Annotated in this window: 21 protein-coding genes; 17 read left to right on the top strand and 4 right to left on the bottom strand. The window is 41.8% G+C overall.

What is annotated here, in order from left to right; genetic code table 11:
• Window positions 1-23 precede the first annotated feature (23 nt).
• From GKZ89_RS18325 to GKZ89_RS18300, 6 genes are all read left to right on the top strand, one after another.
• The gene (locus GKZ89_RS18325) at window positions 24-380 is read left to right on the top strand and encodes an Imm32 family immunity protein (protein ID WP_155113853.1); all 357 of its coding nucleotides are present in this window, start codon (window positions 24-26) and stop codon (window positions 378-380) included.
• 438 nt (window positions 381-818) lie between these two features.
• Window positions 819-1,184 (top strand): hypothetical protein, encoded by a 366-nt coding sequence (locus GKZ89_RS18320; protein ID WP_155113852.1) that lies wholly within the window; start codon window positions 819-821, stop codon window positions 1,182-1,184.
• Between the two features lie 90 nt (window positions 1,185-1,274).
• The gene (locus GKZ89_RS18315) at window positions 1,275-1,451 is read left to right on the top strand and encodes an RHS repeat domain-containing protein (protein WP_155113851.1); all 177 of its coding nucleotides are present in this window, start codon (window positions 1,275-1,277) and stop codon (window positions 1,449-1,451) included.
• A 530-nt stretch (window positions 1,452-1,981) separates the two neighbouring features.
• A complete protein-coding gene (locus tag GKZ89_RS18310; RefSeq protein WP_155113850.1) occupies window positions 1,982-2,209 on the top strand; it encodes a hypothetical protein in 228 nt (75 codons plus the stop codon).
• Between the two features lie 359 nt (window positions 2,210-2,568).
• Entirely contained in the window at window positions 2,569-3,246 is a 678-nt protein-coding gene (locus tag GKZ89_RS18305; protein WP_155113849.1) for a hypothetical protein, read from the top strand.
• A 417-nt stretch (window positions 3,247-3,663) separates the two neighbouring features.
• Window positions 3,664-4,278 carry a hypothetical protein gene (locus GKZ89_RS18300; protein ID WP_155113848.1) on the top strand — a complete coding sequence of 205 codons (615 nt, stop codon included), beginning with the start codon at window positions 3,664-3,666 and terminating at the stop codon, window positions 4,276-4,278.
• 120 nt (window positions 4,279-4,398) lie between these two features.
• On the opposite strand, the gene GKZ89_RS18295 is transcribed toward GKZ89_RS18300, so the two are convergent.
• Window positions 4,399-4,785 carry a DUF3221 domain-containing protein gene (locus GKZ89_RS18295; protein ID WP_155113847.1) on the bottom strand — a complete coding sequence of 129 codons (387 nt, stop codon included), beginning with the start codon at window positions 4,783-4,785 and terminating at the stop codon, window positions 4,399-4,401.
• Window positions 4,786-4,894: 109 nt separating this feature from the next.
• On the opposite strand from GKZ89_RS18295, the gene GKZ89_RS18290 reads away from it, so the two are divergent.
• From GKZ89_RS18290 to GKZ89_RS18275, 4 genes are all read left to right on the top strand, one after another.
• Window positions 4,895-5,083 (top strand): RHS repeat-associated core domain-containing protein, encoded by a 189-nt coding sequence (locus GKZ89_RS18290; RefSeq protein ID WP_162357074.1) that lies wholly within the window; start codon window positions 4,895-4,897, stop codon window positions 5,081-5,083.
• Between the two features lie 348 nt (window positions 5,084-5,431).
• Window positions 5,432-5,848, top strand: coding sequence for a DUF4362 domain-containing protein (locus tag GKZ89_RS18285; protein ID WP_155113845.1), 417 nt, complete (start codon window positions 5,432-5,434; stop codon window positions 5,846-5,848).
• Between the two features lie 471 nt (window positions 5,849-6,319).
• Window positions 6,320-6,724 (top strand): hypothetical protein, encoded by a 405-nt coding sequence (locus GKZ89_RS18280; protein WP_155113844.1) that lies wholly within the window; start codon window positions 6,320-6,322, stop codon window positions 6,722-6,724.
• Window positions 6,725-6,885: 161 nt separating this feature from the next.
• Window positions 6,886-7,500 carry a hypothetical protein gene (locus tag GKZ89_RS18275; protein ID WP_155113843.1) on the top strand — a complete coding sequence of 205 codons (615 nt, stop codon included), beginning with the start codon at window positions 6,886-6,888 and terminating at the stop codon, window positions 7,498-7,500.
• A 144-nt stretch (window positions 7,501-7,644) separates the two neighbouring features.
• Here the strand turns inward: GKZ89_RS18275 and GKZ89_RS18270 are convergent, their stop codons facing one another.
• The gene (locus tag GKZ89_RS18270; RefSeq protein WP_155113842.1) at window positions 7,645-8,070 is read right to left on the bottom strand and encodes a DUF4279 domain-containing protein; all 426 of its coding nucleotides are present in this window, start codon (window positions 8,068-8,070) and stop codon (window positions 7,645-7,647) included.
• Between the two features lie 134 nt (window positions 8,071-8,204).
• Window positions 8,205-8,546 carry a hypothetical protein gene (locus GKZ89_RS18265; protein ID WP_155113841.1) on the bottom strand — a complete coding sequence of 114 codons (342 nt, stop codon included), beginning with the start codon at window positions 8,544-8,546 and terminating at the stop codon, window positions 8,205-8,207.
• 256 nt (window positions 8,547-8,802) lie between these two features.
• On the opposite strand from GKZ89_RS18265, the gene GKZ89_RS18260 reads away from it, so the two are divergent.
• Together GKZ89_RS18260 and GKZ89_RS18255 are read left to right on the top strand one after the other, a co-directional pair.
• On the top strand, window positions 8,803-10,029 hold the full coding sequence (locus GKZ89_RS18260) for an acyl-CoA dehydrogenase (RefSeq protein WP_155113840.1): 1,227 nt from the start codon (window positions 8,803-8,805) through the stop codon (window positions 10,027-10,029).
• 9 nt (window positions 10,030-10,038) lie between these two features.
• Complete coding sequence (locus GKZ89_RS18255; RefSeq protein WP_155113839.1) at window positions 10,039-10,815, top strand: SDR family oxidoreductase; 777 nt, start codon at window positions 10,039-10,041, stop codon at window positions 10,813-10,815.
• Window positions 10,816-10,888: 73 nt separating this feature from the next.
• Here GKZ89_RS18255 and GKZ89_RS18250 read toward each other — a convergent pair whose 3' ends face one another.
• Window positions 10,889-11,122: a hypothetical protein gene (locus tag GKZ89_RS18250; RefSeq protein ID WP_155113838.1), complete on the bottom strand. Its 234-nt coding sequence runs from the start codon at window positions 11,120-11,122 to the stop codon at window positions 10,889-10,891.
• 60 nt (window positions 11,123-11,182) lie between these two features.
• Here GKZ89_RS18250 and GKZ89_RS18245 point away from each other — a divergent pair, with 60 nt between their 5' ends.
• From GKZ89_RS18245 to GKZ89_RS18225, 5 genes are all read left to right on the top strand, one after another.
• A complete protein-coding gene (locus tag GKZ89_RS18245) occupies window positions 11,183-12,805 on the top strand; it encodes a long-chain-fatty-acid--CoA ligase (protein ID WP_155113837.1) in 1,623 nt (540 codons plus the stop codon).
• Window positions 12,806-12,867: 62 nt separating this feature from the next.
• A complete protein-coding gene (locus GKZ89_RS18240; RefSeq protein ID WP_155113836.1) occupies window positions 12,868-13,437 on the top strand; it encodes a TetR/AcrR family transcriptional regulator in 570 nt (189 codons plus the stop codon).
• A gap of 60 nt (window positions 13,438-13,497) precedes the next feature.
• Window positions 13,498-14,376, top strand: coding sequence for a 3-hydroxyacyl-CoA dehydrogenase family protein (locus GKZ89_RS18235; RefSeq protein ID WP_155113835.1), 879 nt, complete (start codon window positions 13,498-13,500; stop codon window positions 14,374-14,376).
• Window positions 14,373-15,152: an enoyl-CoA hydratase gene (locus tag GKZ89_RS18230; RefSeq protein ID WP_155113834.1), complete on the top strand. Its 780-nt coding sequence runs from the start codon at window positions 14,373-14,375 to the stop codon at window positions 15,150-15,152. Before GKZ89_RS18235 ends, GKZ89_RS18230 begins: the two co-directional genes overlap by 4 nt.
• 14 nt (window positions 15,153-15,166) lie before the next feature.
• Window positions 15,167-15,571: an acyl-CoA thioesterase gene (locus tag GKZ89_RS18225; protein ID WP_155113833.1), complete on the top strand. Its 405-nt coding sequence runs from the start codon at window positions 15,167-15,169 to the stop codon at window positions 15,569-15,571.
• Window positions 15,572-15,584: the final 13 nt, after the last annotated feature.

Here is a 15,584-nt window from a genome sequence, read left to right as displayed (position 1 = left end):
TAGAAAGGGCAAGGTGATACAATATGAAATCTGTTAGCAAAGAGATTAGCTTAAAACTAGAGTTTTTGGAAGGTAAGCAAAACGAGGAAGAAGGTATTTTTGAGGGAGGAGTAAAAGATCCAGAGTGTTTAAGTGAAATTACTATTGATGTCTTTGAAGGAGAAAGTTTCGACTTTGAGAAAGATGAATTTGTTAGTAATGGAAAACTTGAACTTCATTTAAAAGGAAGTGAGAAGGCCTTTAGAGAATTAGGCAAATATCTGATAGCGGTTACCTATTATGAGACAAAAGACAGTGGGTACCATGACCATTTTGAAAACCTTAAGACATCTGATGAAAGCAATACCATAGACTTAATTGTGTATAAGCCTGAGAAATAGAGATAGTTAAAAAGTGAATGTTAAATTATGCACTTCTTTCAAATAAATAGTCAGATACAAGGAAGGTCTCCAGAATAGGGGTGATGAATTGCACAAAGCAGAATTCGATGCAGTAATAAATTATCACCAGACAAAAGGTATGAGTGTTTTGTGAAAAGAGTTGTGTACTATGAAGAAATGTGGGAGTTATATACTGATGGACTATTTCTGTCAACAGTTTAGGAAAAGAAAAGCGTAAATTTTTAGGGAATGACTATATTGAAGTTTCACCTGGTAAGTGGAGAGAATAGAGCTGGTTCAAGGCAGTTCAGAGCTAAATCCAATGATATTAAAGGAAAACATGGGAATATAGGACCGCACGTCCATTTTGAGTTTTTGAATAAGAAATTAGAAGTAACTAAAAATGTTCATATTAGATTGAGGTAGAGGGGGGATAAAGTGATTAGAATATATAGGGATGATGAAGATGCCCTTAAACTAGAATTTAATTTTACAGGTGCTGTAAAATTAAAAGAAATGTTTGAGAAGTCTCTTGATAAAGGAAAAGCAGGTATTCAGATTAGTAATAGCTATTTAGAAGATTACAAGCCGATTCATGTATTTATAGTAACAAATCAAGGGGATCCCTCGGAGTTAACTTATAATGAAGGGGAAATTATATTAGAACTAGATTCGGATATAATCGAGTTTTCAATAGACAGATTTAACGACAGTGTAAGTAATAAGGATTTCTTTCCTGCCGAAATTTGCGATGTTGACTATAAAGAATTTGAGTTAACTATCTATGGCATATTCATCGGGTAATAAAACTAAGACGGATGGCTACAACGTAGTCTTCCGTCTTTTTTACAAGTAGAACAAATGAACTTTAGTCTACACGACGAAATTTAAGTAATGCCTTTGACGCCAATGCGGACGAAAATTGTTTCCGGCAACGGGTCCAATGTACAGTATCAATACGATGAACTCGATCAGCTGACGAAGGAAACCTACTCGAATGGAACGGTCAAAGAGTACAGCTATGACGGATTCGGGAACCGCATCTCTACCAAAGATACAAGTGGCGGATAAACCACAACAGTCGATGCCCAGTACAACCTGGCCAACCAGCTGACCCGTTTCGGCTCAGAAGCGCTTAGCTATGACCTCAACGGAAACCGGACAGCTAGCCAAGATATAGGAAGTGCCAATGGTTTACCACCTCACAATGGAGGAGTTTGGAAGATGGCCAAATCCCCGACAGCTATAAATATAAAAGTACTAGGATGGGCACATATAATTCAAAACTTAAAAGAGTGGGTGATTAATTATGCACAAGTACAGAATCTCTAAGTATAACCCTTTGTTCAGGGATGAGGATGGAAGTTATCAAAAAAATGAGTGGACTGCAATCAGTGATATTGGAAAATGCTTCGATGGAATAGTTCTAACTGATGAAAAGTATATAAGTGTTGAGGATAAGTATGTTAATGCAGTGAAACTAATAATTAAATTTCATTCACTTACTAGTTTAAATGTAACAAATTTGTGTCATTCATTCTCAAATGAAGAATTTATAAATTTGATAAAACCCTATTCCCAGTTGTATTCAGAAAGTTTACTTGATTTCTATTTCAAATTTTAATAAAAGTCAGGCGGATTTTCATGAAGTAGAAAATTTATGCAGGCTACAGTTAAGAGAAGATATTGGGGTTGATATATTTTATCCGAGAAAGCTAAAAATATTTATTGGATACGATTATTTAATGGGAGTTAATAGTTCAAGACGACTGGATTCAATTATTCCCGAAATAAGCGCTATGGGACTGTTTGTCGAAAAAATTGACTAATAAATTAAGAATCTTGATTAGCATTGCCTTTAACGTTATAAGGGATGAGGAGGGACAGTAGGACAGGTTCTTTGTCACATTGTTAAGAAGCCTGATAGAGAAAATGAAATATAAACGATCAACAGAAATACAAATTTTGTTGAATAGCTGCAGTATATATATTACCATAAAAAGTAAGTTTTATCTTATTCTATATTTATGCAAAACCAATCTCTTAAATCTGGAGTGGCAGTATTTTTGGCTCATGATTGGTGATATCGTAAGTTTAAAATGGAGACCGAAAGATTTATTTGAAAGGTATTAATATAGTAACAAAGGGATTTTGAGTATAAAATCTGGATAAAAGTGAGAGATAAACGATGTTCTTGAAAGAAATTCAGCTATACGATGAAAGAAACACAACAAACTTTAATTCTGAAAGTATATGTGTCACGGAGATGTTTATTTGGGAACTAGGAAAAAAATTTGAGACGCAAAACTGTGAGATGGTTTTCTTTCATTGCGGAGATTTTTCAGAGTTGCGATTGGTTCGAGAAGAACAGGACGGGTACAATTTCTTAGTCCCTAAGAAAAGTTATGACGTTGAACTTCCTTTTGATCAAGAGAAATACAAGTGTTCCGCTTCAGTTAACAAAAAGCAATTAATGACTGAGGCAGTAAAAGAGGGGATGCTCTACTTATCTAAATTAAAAGGATGGAATCAAAATGCTATCAATGCAACGATTGAGAAAATGTATGAGAAACAGCTGATTCATACTTTTAGGCCCTGGAAGGGCAAACGTTCTCCAAATCGAAAAGCTAAGGCTTATCCAGTTGTAAATTTAGATCTCAATGCATTTTCAGTAGAATTGGTTGTGGAAAACACTAAAAAAGAAATTCTGAAAAGAACCCAAATTGCTATAACAAAACCTGATTTACATGATTTATCTTATTTTATGAAAAAATTGGAATGGGTAAATAATGACGAAGTTGTTTTATACACGAAAGCAAATAAGGGGACTTTTAACAGAGTTATAGTAAGCGATTCTAATCCGTAATAAGGGCAGTAAAGTCGTAAAGGTGTGAAGGTGAATTTACTGAAAAAATGGCTATATTTAATCATTATTATTGGTGTTCTGATCTACGGATTCATTAATTTATATACTAAATTCAAACTAAAACATGTCCGAGAAAATGTTTTGATGAATAATCCAGACATAACAAAATAGAAACTGTTAATGCTAATTAATTCCATATGGCATTGGGGAGAATGGTTCTCTGAATACGCACTTAAAGAGGAAATAAATAAAGAAATGAATCGAGTCTGGACATTTGAAGACGGCAAAATAACGGGTAAAGAGCCTATAAAGTAACAGAACAGAGACCCAGCCAAATGAATGAAAATGGCATTATGTCCAGTTGAATATTTCGAAATTCATTTTAACATCCAAAAATAAGTTTAGGAGGGGAAATAAATGGACCTTAACTCATTTTACATAAAGGAAGAAAAAGAGTTCTTACAATATAAAAGAGCAGTTAACGATGTCTTTATTACAGAACATAATTTGCCTGATCAAGTTTTTAAAACACCATTCAGTTCTTTTATGTTTGAAGAATTTGACTGGTGCATGAGCGATGAGTTTTGGAAATTTATCCGAAAAACAGCAGACATGACAAAGGATCCTTTTGTCCTTATGGCAGTTTTAGATCCAGAACCAATAACCTATTTTTATAGAGAGTTTCATTACTATAACTGGCTCAAAATACCGGTAGAGCTGCCAGTTGCTGATTATACAACAGCACTGGAGTCGGGCCCGAAAGAAAGTCCTGCAGACGCAGTATTATACAATTCTTTTACCATCGTTTGGCTATCTCCCTCCAGGCTATGGGGAATTTGGGGAGATCGGGAATGTGGGATTTCCATCATAGGTTTTCAGAATGAGGAAGTCAAAAAGAGGTTATGGCCGGAATTGTATTCCTGGCGTTCACTTGATGAAACGGTATTATCGTGGATTGGTTTGAATTTCAAGGATCAAACACTTCCTCAGGCTTTCCTTGATCGTTTTATATTGAATTTCTTTAAAGACTAACGAGGCATAGCATGTACTAGCCCTTCTACTGGATCATTATAATATTGTGTTATCTTATCCTGCTTTATTACCTGACACAACTCCAAATAAGTATAAAAAATACCTGACACTAACAAAAAATTATTTAATACAACCTCCTTTTTCCCCTTTTCTGCAATAAATTTGATATTTTAATACTTTGGTTTTTGGGGGATTGGACTCTCGGATAAAATCATACCAGATTTTTATCATATCTCCTGATTGAACCCCCTTGATCCCATTACTGATTCCAACTACTTTTGGGAACTCTTTTCTTATTTTTTCTAAATCGGTCCCTTCCAAATTAACTTCGTTTGCATCTTCAATTAACCAGGTGCCCTCTTTTCCTTTATAAACTACTCCTATCAGTGTCCGATCGGCACTTGGTTTATAGAATTTTTTTGAGATGTCTAGTGATTCATCGCTATTACATCCAGTCAATAGAAATAATAATGATGAAATAATAAAAAAATACTTCAGTTTTCTCACCCGCTTATTTTTGGATTTAAATTAAAAACTTTCGGTCACAATTGGTAGCTAATACTCTATAACTACAATGCACGCTGGGACATCATTACCTTAACCGATGCTCAAAGTAATGTGGTGGCTTCCTCAATATGATGCATGGGGAAATGTACTGAAAGAAGCAGAGCAGGATTCGGTAAAGGACAATCCTTACCGGTATGCAGGCTATCAGTATGATAATGAAACAGGGATGTATTATCTGATTGCCCTGTATTATAAACCGAAGCATGTGTCTTTTAGCCCTTCGAAACCAAAGCCATAATTGATAAGCATGGGTCGCGACAGCCTGTTAATTGGATGACTAATTTACAGGCATTGCGAGTGAAAATTCTGGGAATAAAGCTAATTGATCTAACAAAACCTGATTGACATGATTTATTATCTTATTATATGCAGAAACTGGAATGGGTAAGTTGTTTCATATATGAAAGCAAATAAGGGGACTTTTAATAAAATTATAGTAAGGGGTTCCTAATCCGTAATAAGGGCATTAAATTCGTAAAGGATGTGAAGGTAATTTTACTGGAATTTCATTCAAATATTATTATTGGTCTTCTGATTTACGTATCCATTAACTTATACACTAAATTCATAAAAAGGAGACCAGCTAATGAAAAATACTTGGACATTATTAATAGGTATTATTTTGTCTTCACTTCTTTTAAGTGGTTGTGGTGAATATAATCCATCTGATGAAGATGTAGTTGATTCACATGGCGAGGTTACTAATTATAATAAATTTATACAGTTTATAAATAACCTAAACACAGGTAAAGATAATAAAGAAAAAATTAGAGTCGTTAGATATACAAATGAAGGTGACCCAATTTTGCACGACCTAGAATATGACGGAAAAAAAATCATTTCAACCATTGATAGGACAAGGGATGAATTTGGTACTCAACAGGTCGACACTACTTCCTGTAAAACAATTGATTCTAAAGAAGATGAGGATAAAATAGAGTATGTACTATCTGGATGTGAAAAAACAAATAGGATAAATTCCATTTTAATTGTCCATAAATAAAATAATAGGACATGAAGGAGTTAAGGAAGGAAATTACTTTATAACTTACCCATAAATTCCACAATTTGGAAAACTTACTGATTTGGTATGTAAATTAGGTTGCGAAAGCTAAAAGTATTTATCGGATACGATTATTTTATGGGAGTTCACAGTTCTAAATACTTTGATCCCTTCATTCCAGAGATAAGCGATATGGGACTGTTTATTGAAAAATTGAATAGTCATCAACAACCTTGATTGGCGCTGCCTTTCAAGGTTTTCATTATTTAGGGACAAGTTTTCTCATTTCCTCCTGAGAAAACTTTGAAGGCAGGAGCTCTCTGCGGGGCTTCCATTTATGTTTATATGCTGCTGGAAAAAGGTTAGAGGAGCAGCGGCCTAAAGCACACAAAGATTTTTTATTGAAAATAATCTTAATTAATAGCAGAATAATAGACAAGGAAATAATTACAAAAACAGCGGGGATTTTAAATGAAATACAAAGAAAAAGAGTTCACTTCTGATTTAAAAGAAAAGATCAAAAATACCGAAGCAGCATTAAAAAGCTTAATTGAAAAGCTGGTAAACGAGAATAAACCTGTGTTTAAAAAGAAGGGTTTAGATCTTGATGCCGAATTTGAAAGACTTGGCAATGACCCTTTTCATCCTGGATACAGTTCCTCTATATCAATTGGAATATATGATGAAAACTGCGAACTTACTGATCTGCAGATCATTAAAATCTGGGAATGTGAACGTCATTTTTTAGGTGTGCCAGTTTCAAAAAAGATCCCTGGAAATAAAATTGCAGGGGACCTGCTTGATGAATCATCTGAAGAAATAAAGCAAGAATTGAAAGACTTCATTGGAGAACAGTTGACTATAACGAATGATTAAATTTAAAGATTGAACTTTATTTGGGTGTTTCGCTGGCTTGAAATAAACAAGCATATGTCGTTTGAAATAAAGGTAGAACAAATGCTTACTTCAACTTGCCAAAAATCTAATTACACTTCGGTGGAACTCTTAAAGTACTACTAAATATGGAGGTGAAAATATTGAATTACAGTGAATTCACGAATTCGAATAATTGGATTGGCGGGTTTTATGAACTTCGTATTGAGTTCCATCCTGTTGGAGATAATAAAAGAGTGAATGATGCACTTATAGCCTTACATACTATCAAATTCTTCAATGGACTTTGGAAAGAACGGCAGGATTTCCAATCCAATTCTATTTCATTACCTATAATCATGGATGATGAAAGTGCAGACCAATTTTATGGAACCTTGAATTTGACTGATGGAACTACTTTGCCATGTTTAATTTCCCTAATTAGAATTGAGGGTGAATCAGATTGGTTAGATCTATCCATACCTCAAGCATCACTTGAACTGTTTTACCCTTATGAATATCCGCTAACTAAAGAACTCAATCCCTGGTTGACTAAAATAGAAGATATGTTTCTAAGAATAGCAGAAATCATTTATAACCATTCACCATTTGAATTAGCTATGATTGGGGAAGAGGTTTCGGGCGATACCAATCAGAATGAGATTACTATTGAAGACTTAGAAAAAATTACTTGTATTCTACCAATTTCTTTACAAAAACGCCTTGGAGTTCAAGGAAAAGGGGAAGAACTATCAAAACAACTAAGATTATATAACTAATGGTTCTTTCCCTGCCATAAGCAGCAAACTTAGCAAAAATAGCCTTTTTGAAAAACCAAGACTAATTAGTAACAATTCATAAAGAACTGAGATGAAGATAACAGGAAATCTGCAAGACTAATATTCTTAGTAGGACCTGTTCAGTTAATAATTACTTTCGTAAGGGTTAGCGTACAGATCAATGTCTATCTCCGCTTCAATGAGTGAAGCAAACTTAATAAATTCTTTAGATAGATAAAAAGCAGGTGTTTCTCCTTCCTCTACTATAATCACAATCGAGAATTTGCAATCAAGGGAGTACATATTTTTCAATTCTATAATGCTGGAAGATTTATTTAGCAGAGATTTCAAAATTCTTTGTAGTTGGATCTCTGTGTTCAGCGATTCTTCGTACCCTGTTTCTAAATCCCAGCTTGTTTCTTTTTTATAGAGTGCAGTTGAGTAATTAGGTATTAAATCACCTTTATTATAGGAATGAGTAGGTTGTAAACCAAGTTTATCTGTTACATAATCCAAAGGGAACACATCGCCATATAAGCTGAAATTGACCATTACTTGAGTTTTTTCCATTCCTATATCTCCATTAGTTTGGACTTATGGCAGATCATTTGGTCGAAAGTTCCCATCGCCATAATCGGACTAAAAATAACCACCATCCCGCAAAATGGTGACAAGTTTATCGTTACAGGAAATACAGAATGCATTCAGTATCCCTCTTCCATCTCGTCCGCAAACCTGCTCATCTCTTCTTCAATTTGTCCGGCTAACTCAGGGTCAGTGTAGATATAAAGATCCGGTGATCCTGGACTGTCCATGAAAACGCTGATCATCAGCTTTGTCTTTTGCCTTTGGTAGACAATATCAAAGCTGCCTGCTTCCAGTTCTTCCTCATGTTCCATTCCCTCTATTTTGTTTTGAATTTCTTTAATCTCCGGCCCGGAGAATCCCTCATCAATATAAAGGACGATTCGCTCCAGGAAGGAAGCGACATGCTCTAAATCAAAATTCATAGATGCTTCTTCAAGGTTCTCAAGTGAAAAATTCATCGTTCTGCCTCCGTTTATTTTTTTCATACCACTATTTTACAGATCGGTTTCTTTTCCTGCAAATTCTACCCCCCTTCTTTATAATCTAGTATAAAAGGCAATGAATCTAGCTCCTTCAGCATATAAGAGCCTCCTGCCAACTGCATAAACTGCCAAAAAACTTCAAAGACAGGTTGAACAATTCTGAATACTTAGTATATGATAGAGTCAGCTACATACCAACCGGTTAGTAAGTTTTGAAAAGGAGGCAGCGGATTTGAATTTTTCCTATTCTGAAAAGGTCCAGGGATTGCAGAAACAGCTCCATTCTTTTATGAAGGAGCATGTGTACCCGAATGAAAAGCTGTATGAAGAGCAGTTAAATCGAAATGAATCCCGCTGGTCGGCTGTTCCGGAAATTATGGAGACCTTAAAGGAAAAGGCGAAGAAAGAGGGCTTGTGGAATCTTTTTCTGCCGGAAAGTGAGCACGGGGCGGGACTGACAAATCTCGAGTATGCGCCTCTCTGTGAAATCATGGGCCGTTCACTTATAGCCCCTGAGGTGTTCAATTGCGGGGCTCCGGATACGGGCAATATGGAGGTGCTCGTCCGCTATGGAACAGAAGAGCAAAAAAAACAGTGGCTCGAGCCCCTGCTTGCCGGTGAGATCCGGTCCTGCTTTTCGATGACAGAGCCGGATGCAGCCTCCTCGGATGCAACGAATATTTCGTGCAGCATCATCCGGGATGGGGATGAGTATGTCGTGAACGGGCGGAAATGGTGGTCTTCAGGAGCCGGAGATCCGCGCTGCAAAATTGCGATTGTCATGGGCAAAAACGATCCGGAAGCGCCGAAATATGAGCAGCAGTCGATGATTCTTGTCCCTCTTGATGCACCGGGAGTGAAAATCGAGCGGACACTTCCTGTCTTCGGATATGATCATGCCCCGCATGGCCATGCGGAAATTTCGTTTACCGATGTAAGGGTGCCGGCTGCCAATATGATTTGGGGAGAAGGAAAGGGCTTTGCGATCGCTCAGGGAAGACTCGGTCCCGGCAGGATTCACCATTGCATGAGGCTGATTGGGGCAGCAGAACGAGCTCTTGAGGAATTATGTAAGCGTGTTCAAACCCGTGAGGCATTTGGAAAACCGCTCTCCAGACAGGGAGTCGTCCAGGACTGGATCGCTGAATCCCGCATCGACATCGAGCAGGCCAGACTTTTGACGCTTAAGGCTGCTTATATGATGGACACTGTCGGAAACAAGGTAGCAAAAGCGGAAATCGCGATGATTAAAGTTACAGCTCCAAACATGGCACTGCGGGTCATTGACAGAGCCATTCAGGCTTTCGGTGCAGCAGGTGTGAGTGAAGATGTTCCGCTTGCCGCACAGTGGGCAAATGCGAGGACTTTAAGGCTCGCTGATGGTCCGGATGAAGTTCATAAAGCCCAGCTTGCCAGATTAGAGCTGAAAAAATACGATGTCTCTTTGCAGACCGTTTGAGGTGATCCTATGCATGTCAATGAATTATTTTACTTAAAAGGCAAGACTGCGATTGTCACAGGCGGAGGAAGAGGCCTTGGAGAGCAGATAGCGGAAGGACTCGCCGAAGCTGGGGCAAATGTGGTGCTCTGTTCAAGGAAAAAGGAAGCCTGTGAGCAAACCGCATCACGTCTTGAAAGTGAGACCGGTGTCCGGACTATGGCTTTGGAGTGTGACATCACTTCACAGGAGGATGTCAAAAAAACCGTTGAACTCGTATACGAACAATTCGGGGCGATCGATATTCTCGTCAACAACAGCGGTGCGACATGGGGCGCCCCTGCTGAAGACATGCCGCTTGAAGCATGGAAAAAAGTGATCGATGTCAATGTCACCGGCACGTTCCTCATGTCCCAGGAAGCGGGGCGCCATATGATCCGCCAAAAAAGCGGCAAGATCATCAATATTTCCTCAGTAGCCGGTCTTGGCGGTGCAAACTCCGAGTACATGGATACAATCGGCTACAACACGAGCAAAGGCGCGGTCATCACATTCACGAAAGACCTCGCCGCAAAATGGGGACAGTATGGGATCAATGTGAATGCCATCGCACCGGGCTTTTTCCCAACAAAGATGTCCAAAGTCATCATCGAGAGGGGAAGAGAAGAACTGCTGCGCGGCACCCCGCTCGGCCGGTTCGGCTCGGACCAGGATCTAAAAGGCGCAGCCGTCTTCCTCGCCTCCCGCGCTTCCGATTATGTTACAGGCGACGTATTAGTTGTTGATGGAGGGACACATGTTTTATAGGAAGGCTCCGCAGGTTACGATGTAGCGGGTGATGCCTATACCGTACATCACCCAAAACAGAGTGTGATGCCGATCAACAATGCCCGGCATCACCCAAAAAGGGCGTGATGCCGGACAAGAATGCCGGACATCGCCCAAGAAGAGTGCGATGCCGGACAAGAATGCCGGACATTGCCCGAAAAAGATCGTGATGTCGGACAAGAATGCCGGACATCACCCGAAAAGAGTGCGATGCCGGATAAGAATGCCGGACATCACCCAAAATGAGCGCGATGCTGATCATCACATCAATTGCATCCCAGAACACTCACATACATCCCTGACTGGACAGCGGAATACCAATCGATTTCCGATGGAGGGAAAAATAATGGAAAAGAAGAGTCAATGGCTGGCGAGTTACCCTGAATCCATTCGTCATGATGCTGCAATTCCTGATATTCCGGTTCACCGCATGCTTCGTTCGACGGCGGAGCAGTTTGGAAGCCGTCCGGCTATCTCCTTTTATAAGCGGATCTTCAGTTACCAGGAAGTGGCCGGCATGGCTGATGCGTTTGCGGCTGCGCTGCAGGCGAAGGGGGTCCGGAAGGGGGACCGGGTGGCGATTATGCTTCCGAACTGTCCTCATTACGTGATTTCCTATTATGGAGCTTTGACTGCCGGGGCGATTGTGACCCAGGTTAATCCGATGCTGATGGAGCGGGAGCTCGCCCATATTTTAACCGATTCCGGGGCGGAGACCCTTATTGTATACGATATGCTGTACCCGAAGGCTGCGGCGGTGAAGGCAGAAACGAACCTCAAACAGATTGTTACGATCAGTCTGACCCCTGGTGTCACGGACAAACCGGAGGGGGCTGATGAGAGCTTTGAATCGTTCCTTTCGGGAGCGAAGGCGCCGCCTGAGCCTGTGGACATCGACCCTGAGCATGATCTTGCTGTGCTGCAGTATACGGGCGGGACGACGGGCCGTTCCAAGGGTGCGATGCTGACGCACAGGAATCTGGTCGCGAACGCCTATCAATCTCATGAATTCTTCAAGGACGATTTGCAGATCGGCGAAGAAAAATGCTTGTCGGTCATTCCGTTTTTCCATGTGTTTGGGATGACTTCGTGTATGAATTTGTCGGTGCTTACCGCAAACTGCATGGTTCTTCTCCCGAGGTTTGAGCTGGAGGAAGTGCTGCAGACGATCAAAGAGGAGCAGCCGACCGTTTTTCCGGGAGTTCCGACGATGTATGTTGCCTTGACAAACCATCCGAAAGCGGAGGAATACGGCCTGGACAGCATCCGGATCTGCAACAGCGGGAGCGCGCCGATGCCTGTCGAGCTTCTGAAGGAATTTGAGCGGAAAACCGGGGCGAAAATTCTGGAAGGCTACGGGCTGTCGGAGGCATCACCGTGCACACACTGCAATCCGACCTTTGGTGAGAGAAAGCCTGGAAGCGTCGGAATCGGTTTTCCGGATACAGCCTATAAAATCGTGGATGTGGCGACCGGAACAGAAGAGCTTCCGCGGGGAGAGCTGGGAGAGGTTATCATCAGCGGCCCGCAGATCATGAAAGGGTACTGGAACATGCAGGAGGAAACGGCTGCTGCTCTTCGGGACGGATGGCTGTTTACCGGAGATCTGGCGAGGATGGATGAAGACGGCTATCTCTATATTTCCGACCGGAAAAAGGACCTCATTATCGCGAGCGGCTATAACGTTTACCCGCGCGATGTGGAAGAGGTTCTGTATGAGCATCCCGCTGTGATGGAGGCTGTCGTGATTGGCGTGCCGGATCCATACCGGGGAGAGACAGTAAAAGCGATCATTGTCTGCAAAGAAGGTAAGACTCCTTCAGCAGAAGAGATCATCAGCTACTGCAGGGAGCAGATGGCAGCCTTTAAGGTTCCGAGGGAAGTGGAGTTCCGCACGGAGCTGCCGAAAACCAATGTAGGGAAAATCCTCAGGCGTGCTTTAAGAGAAGAGGCAGCAAAGACCCTCTGAGATGTATGCGCCGGCTAATGCTATAATGAGTCCAAAACCGGCATGATGGAGAGGACATACGCATGAAAGAACAGATCAGACAGATAAGCATCCAGCTTTTTGCAGAAAAAGGATTTAAAGAAACCTCCATACAGGATATTGTCAACGCCCTTGATGTGACAAAAGGGACCTTTTATTACTATTTTACGAGCAAAGAGCAGCTGCTGATGGATATCCACTTGAGCTATATTGATGCTTTGCTTGAGAAGCAGAAAGCCATCCTTAATGATGGGAACCGGAGCAGCAGGGAAAAGCTGTATGATGTCATTTTCCTGCTGATCCATGATATTGAAAAGGAAGGCTTGAGCGCAAAAGTATATTTTCGGGAAATGAGAAATTTGAGTGAGCCTCATTTCAGCAAAATTGCAGAGAAGCGGGAGCAGTTCCGCAAACAGATCGAAGCCATTCTCGTGGAAGGAATGGAGAAGCAGGAATTCAGGAAAGATCTGCCGGTCGATATTGTCGCTCTCGGGGTGCTGGGGATGGCCAACTGGAGCTATTTCTGGTTCAATCCGGAAGGCAGGGAATCGGACCGTGCTGTATCCGATATATTTATGAAGCTGCTGCTGGAGGGACTGAAGGGAAGCCAGTAACGGCTTCCTTCAGACCAGACATACCGACCGGTCAGTAAGCAGAATAAGGGGGAGAAAATCATGGAAATCAAAACCATTGCTGTAGTTGGTGCGGGGCAGATGGGGCATCAAATTGCGATGCTGTGCGCATTGGGAGGATACGAAACCATTTTGCAAGATGTAAATGAAACCGCTTTATCAAAGGCGGAGTCCACTCTTCACAATCTGATTGATAAACGGGTGCAGAAAAATAAGCTGACAGAAGAAGAAGCAAAGCAGGCATTTTCAAGACTTACGTTCACATCCGGTCTAAAGGAGGCAGCGGGCAAAGCAGATTTTATCATTGAAGCGGTAGTGGAGAAGCTCGATGTAAAAAAGCAGGTGTTTGCCCAGCTGGATGAATATGCGGCACCTCACGCGATTCTGGCTACAAATTCATCAACAATCATGAACTCCTATCTTGCAGAAGCAACAAACAGACCCGACCAGGTCGTTAACATGCACTTCTTTTTCCCTGCGCTGATCATGGACTGTGTGGAAGTGGTGACGAGTGAAAAAACGTCAGAAGAGACAGCAAGAAAAACGATGGAAGTTTGCGAGAAAATCAATCGGACCGCTGTGCTCCTGAAAAAAGAGATTTCAGGATTCATAGCCAACCGAATCTTGGGAGCACTGCAAAAAGAAGCGGTCTACCTTTATGAAAATGGCTACGCGGATTTTAAAGACATCGATACAATCTGCCGGAAAGCGCTCCACCACCCGATCGGCCCGTTCGAGCTAATGGACCTCTCCGGAATCGATGTAGGCTATTACGTGATGCAGCAGCGGTATGCGGAAACCGGTGATCCGGCGGACAAGCCGTTCGCCTGCATTGAGGAAAAAATGGAACAGGGCCACCTGGGAAGGAAGACAGGAAAAGGCTGGTACGACTATTCCAAAAATGAGGTGAAGCAGGGATGAAACCATTCATTAAACTTGAAAAAAAGGGATCTGTGGCGGTCCTGACCTTTGACAACCCGCCATTAAATGTTTTGAGCCAGCCGGTGATGAGGGAGCTCGAGGAGATCCTCGATGAACTGAAAGAGGACAGCGGAACGGTATGCCTGGTGCTGACAGGTGCGGGAGACAAAGCCTTTATGGCAGGAGCGGATATTAAAGAGTTTCCGAATTTAATAGGCAAACAGGGGATTAAATCCGAGTTTATGAAAACACATGCCCTGTTCAGCAAGCTGGATGATTTTCCGAAGCCGACTATCGCGGTGCTGAACGGCCTGACTTTCGGAGGAGGCTGCGAACTGGCTTTAACGTGTGACATCCGGATCGCTGAAGACCATATCCAGATTGGCCTGCCGGAGATCAAGCTTGGGCTGTTCCCCGGCGGAGGCGGTACCCAGCGGCTTCCAAGACTGATCGGCGAAGCACAGGCAAAGCAGATGATGTATACCGGTGACCCGGTCGAGGCGGAAAAAGCAAAAGCGATCGGCCTTGTCAATGAAGTGGTTCCAAAAGGAACAGGACTGGAAGCGGGCGTAAAGCTGGCAGAGCGGATCAGCAGGTTTTCCCTGCCTGCGTTAACGCGCATCAAGCAGGCGGTTGACGAAGGAACCCAGGTTCCTCTGCAGCAGGGCCTGGAAAGAGAAGCAGAGCTTTTTGAGGAAGTTTTCCAGACCGAGGACATCAAAGAAGGTGTGCAGGCGTTTATAGAGAAACGCAAGCCTGCATTCACCCACCGCTGAAGGAGGAACAGCTGATGGAAGAGACCGTTCAGGTCCGGGTCCGGTTTTGCGAAACGGATGCACTCGGCCATGTAAACAATACAAGTTATTTTATCTATCTGGAAGAGGCGCGGGTCCAGTTTTTCGGCAAGCTCGGCCGCCCGATGACAGCAGAAAGCTGGCCGTTTATTCTTGCTTCTGCGTCCTGTGATTTTCTGGAGCAGGCGTACTTTAATCAGGAGCTTTCCGTCCATACCGCAATTGCCAAAATCGGCACGAAAAGTTTTCATCTCAGCCATACCGTAAAGGACCTTCAGTCGGGAAGGACCATCGCCCAGGGAAAAGCCGCCATCGTCTATTTCAATTTTGACCTGCAAAAGAGCGAAGAAATCCCGGACCATCTCCGCAGTGAACTCGAAAAGTATCTGGTTCCTGCCTGAAGAAAGGGGAAAA

The sequence above is a fragment of the Metabacillus mangrovi genome (genome assembly GCF_009711125.1).
Lineage (GTDB): Bacteria > Bacillota > Bacilli > Bacillales > Bacillaceae > Metabacillus_B > Metabacillus_B mangrovi.
This window is presented reverse-complemented; position numbering and strand designations above follow the sequence as displayed.

What these genes read in the sequence shown, in the direction of transcription:
- GKZ89_RS18265 (WP_155113841.1), bottom strand. Translation starts at nt 8,546, where the DNA reads ATGAATTTTTCACTTGAGAACCTTGAAGAAGCATCTATGAATTTTGAT.
- GKZ89_RS18280 (WP_155113844.1), top strand. Translation starts at nt 6,320, where the DNA reads ATGAAATACAAAGAAAAAGAGTTCACTTCTGATTTAAAAGAAAAGATC.
- GKZ89_RS18300 (WP_155113848.1), top strand. Translation starts at nt 3,664, where the DNA reads ATGGACCTTAACTCATTTTACATAAAGGAAGAAAAAGAGTTCTTACAA.
- GKZ89_RS18285 (WP_155113845.1), top strand. Translation starts at nt 5,432, where the DNA reads ATGAAAAATACTTGGACATTATTAATAGGTATTATTTTGTCTTCACTT.
- GKZ89_RS18290 (WP_162357074.1), top strand. Translation starts at nt 4,895, where the DNA reads ATGTGGTGGCTTCCTCAATATGATGCATGGGGAAATGTACTGAAAGAA.
- GKZ89_RS18225 (WP_155113833.1), top strand. Translation starts at nt 15,167, where the DNA reads ATGGAAGAGACCGTTCAGGTCCGGGTCCGGTTTTGCGAAACGGATGCA.
- GKZ89_RS18240 (WP_155113836.1), top strand. Translation starts at nt 12,868, where the DNA reads ATGAAAGAACAGATCAGACAGATAAGCATCCAGCTTTTTGCAGAAAAA.
- GKZ89_RS18315 (WP_155113851.1), top strand. Translation starts at nt 1,275, where the DNA reads ATGCCTTTGACGCCAATGCGGACGAAAATTGTTTCCGGCAACGGGTCC.
- GKZ89_RS18270 (WP_155113842.1), bottom strand. Translation starts at nt 8,070, where the DNA reads ATGGAAAAAACTCAAGTAATGGTCAATTTCAGCTTATATGGCGATGTG.
- GKZ89_RS18235 (WP_155113835.1), top strand. Translation starts at nt 13,498, where the DNA reads ATGGAAATCAAAACCATTGCTGTAGTTGGTGCGGGGCAGATGGGGCAT.
- GKZ89_RS18255 (WP_155113839.1), top strand. Translation starts at nt 10,039, where the DNA reads ATGCATGTCAATGAATTATTTTACTTAAAAGGCAAGACTGCGATTGTC.
- GKZ89_RS18230 (WP_155113834.1), top strand. Translation starts at nt 14,373, where the DNA reads ATGAAACCATTCATTAAACTTGAAAAAAAGGGATCTGTGGCGGTCCTG.
- GKZ89_RS18245 (WP_155113837.1), top strand. Translation starts at nt 11,183, where the DNA reads ATGGAAAAGAAGAGTCAATGGCTGGCGAGTTACCCTGAATCCATTCGT.
- GKZ89_RS18325 (WP_155113853.1), top strand. Translation starts at nt 24, where the DNA reads ATGAAATCTGTTAGCAAAGAGATTAGCTTAAAACTAGAGTTTTTGGAA.
- GKZ89_RS18305 (WP_155113849.1), top strand. Translation starts at nt 2,569, where the DNA reads ATGTTCTTGAAAGAAATTCAGCTATACGATGAAAGAAACACAACAAAC.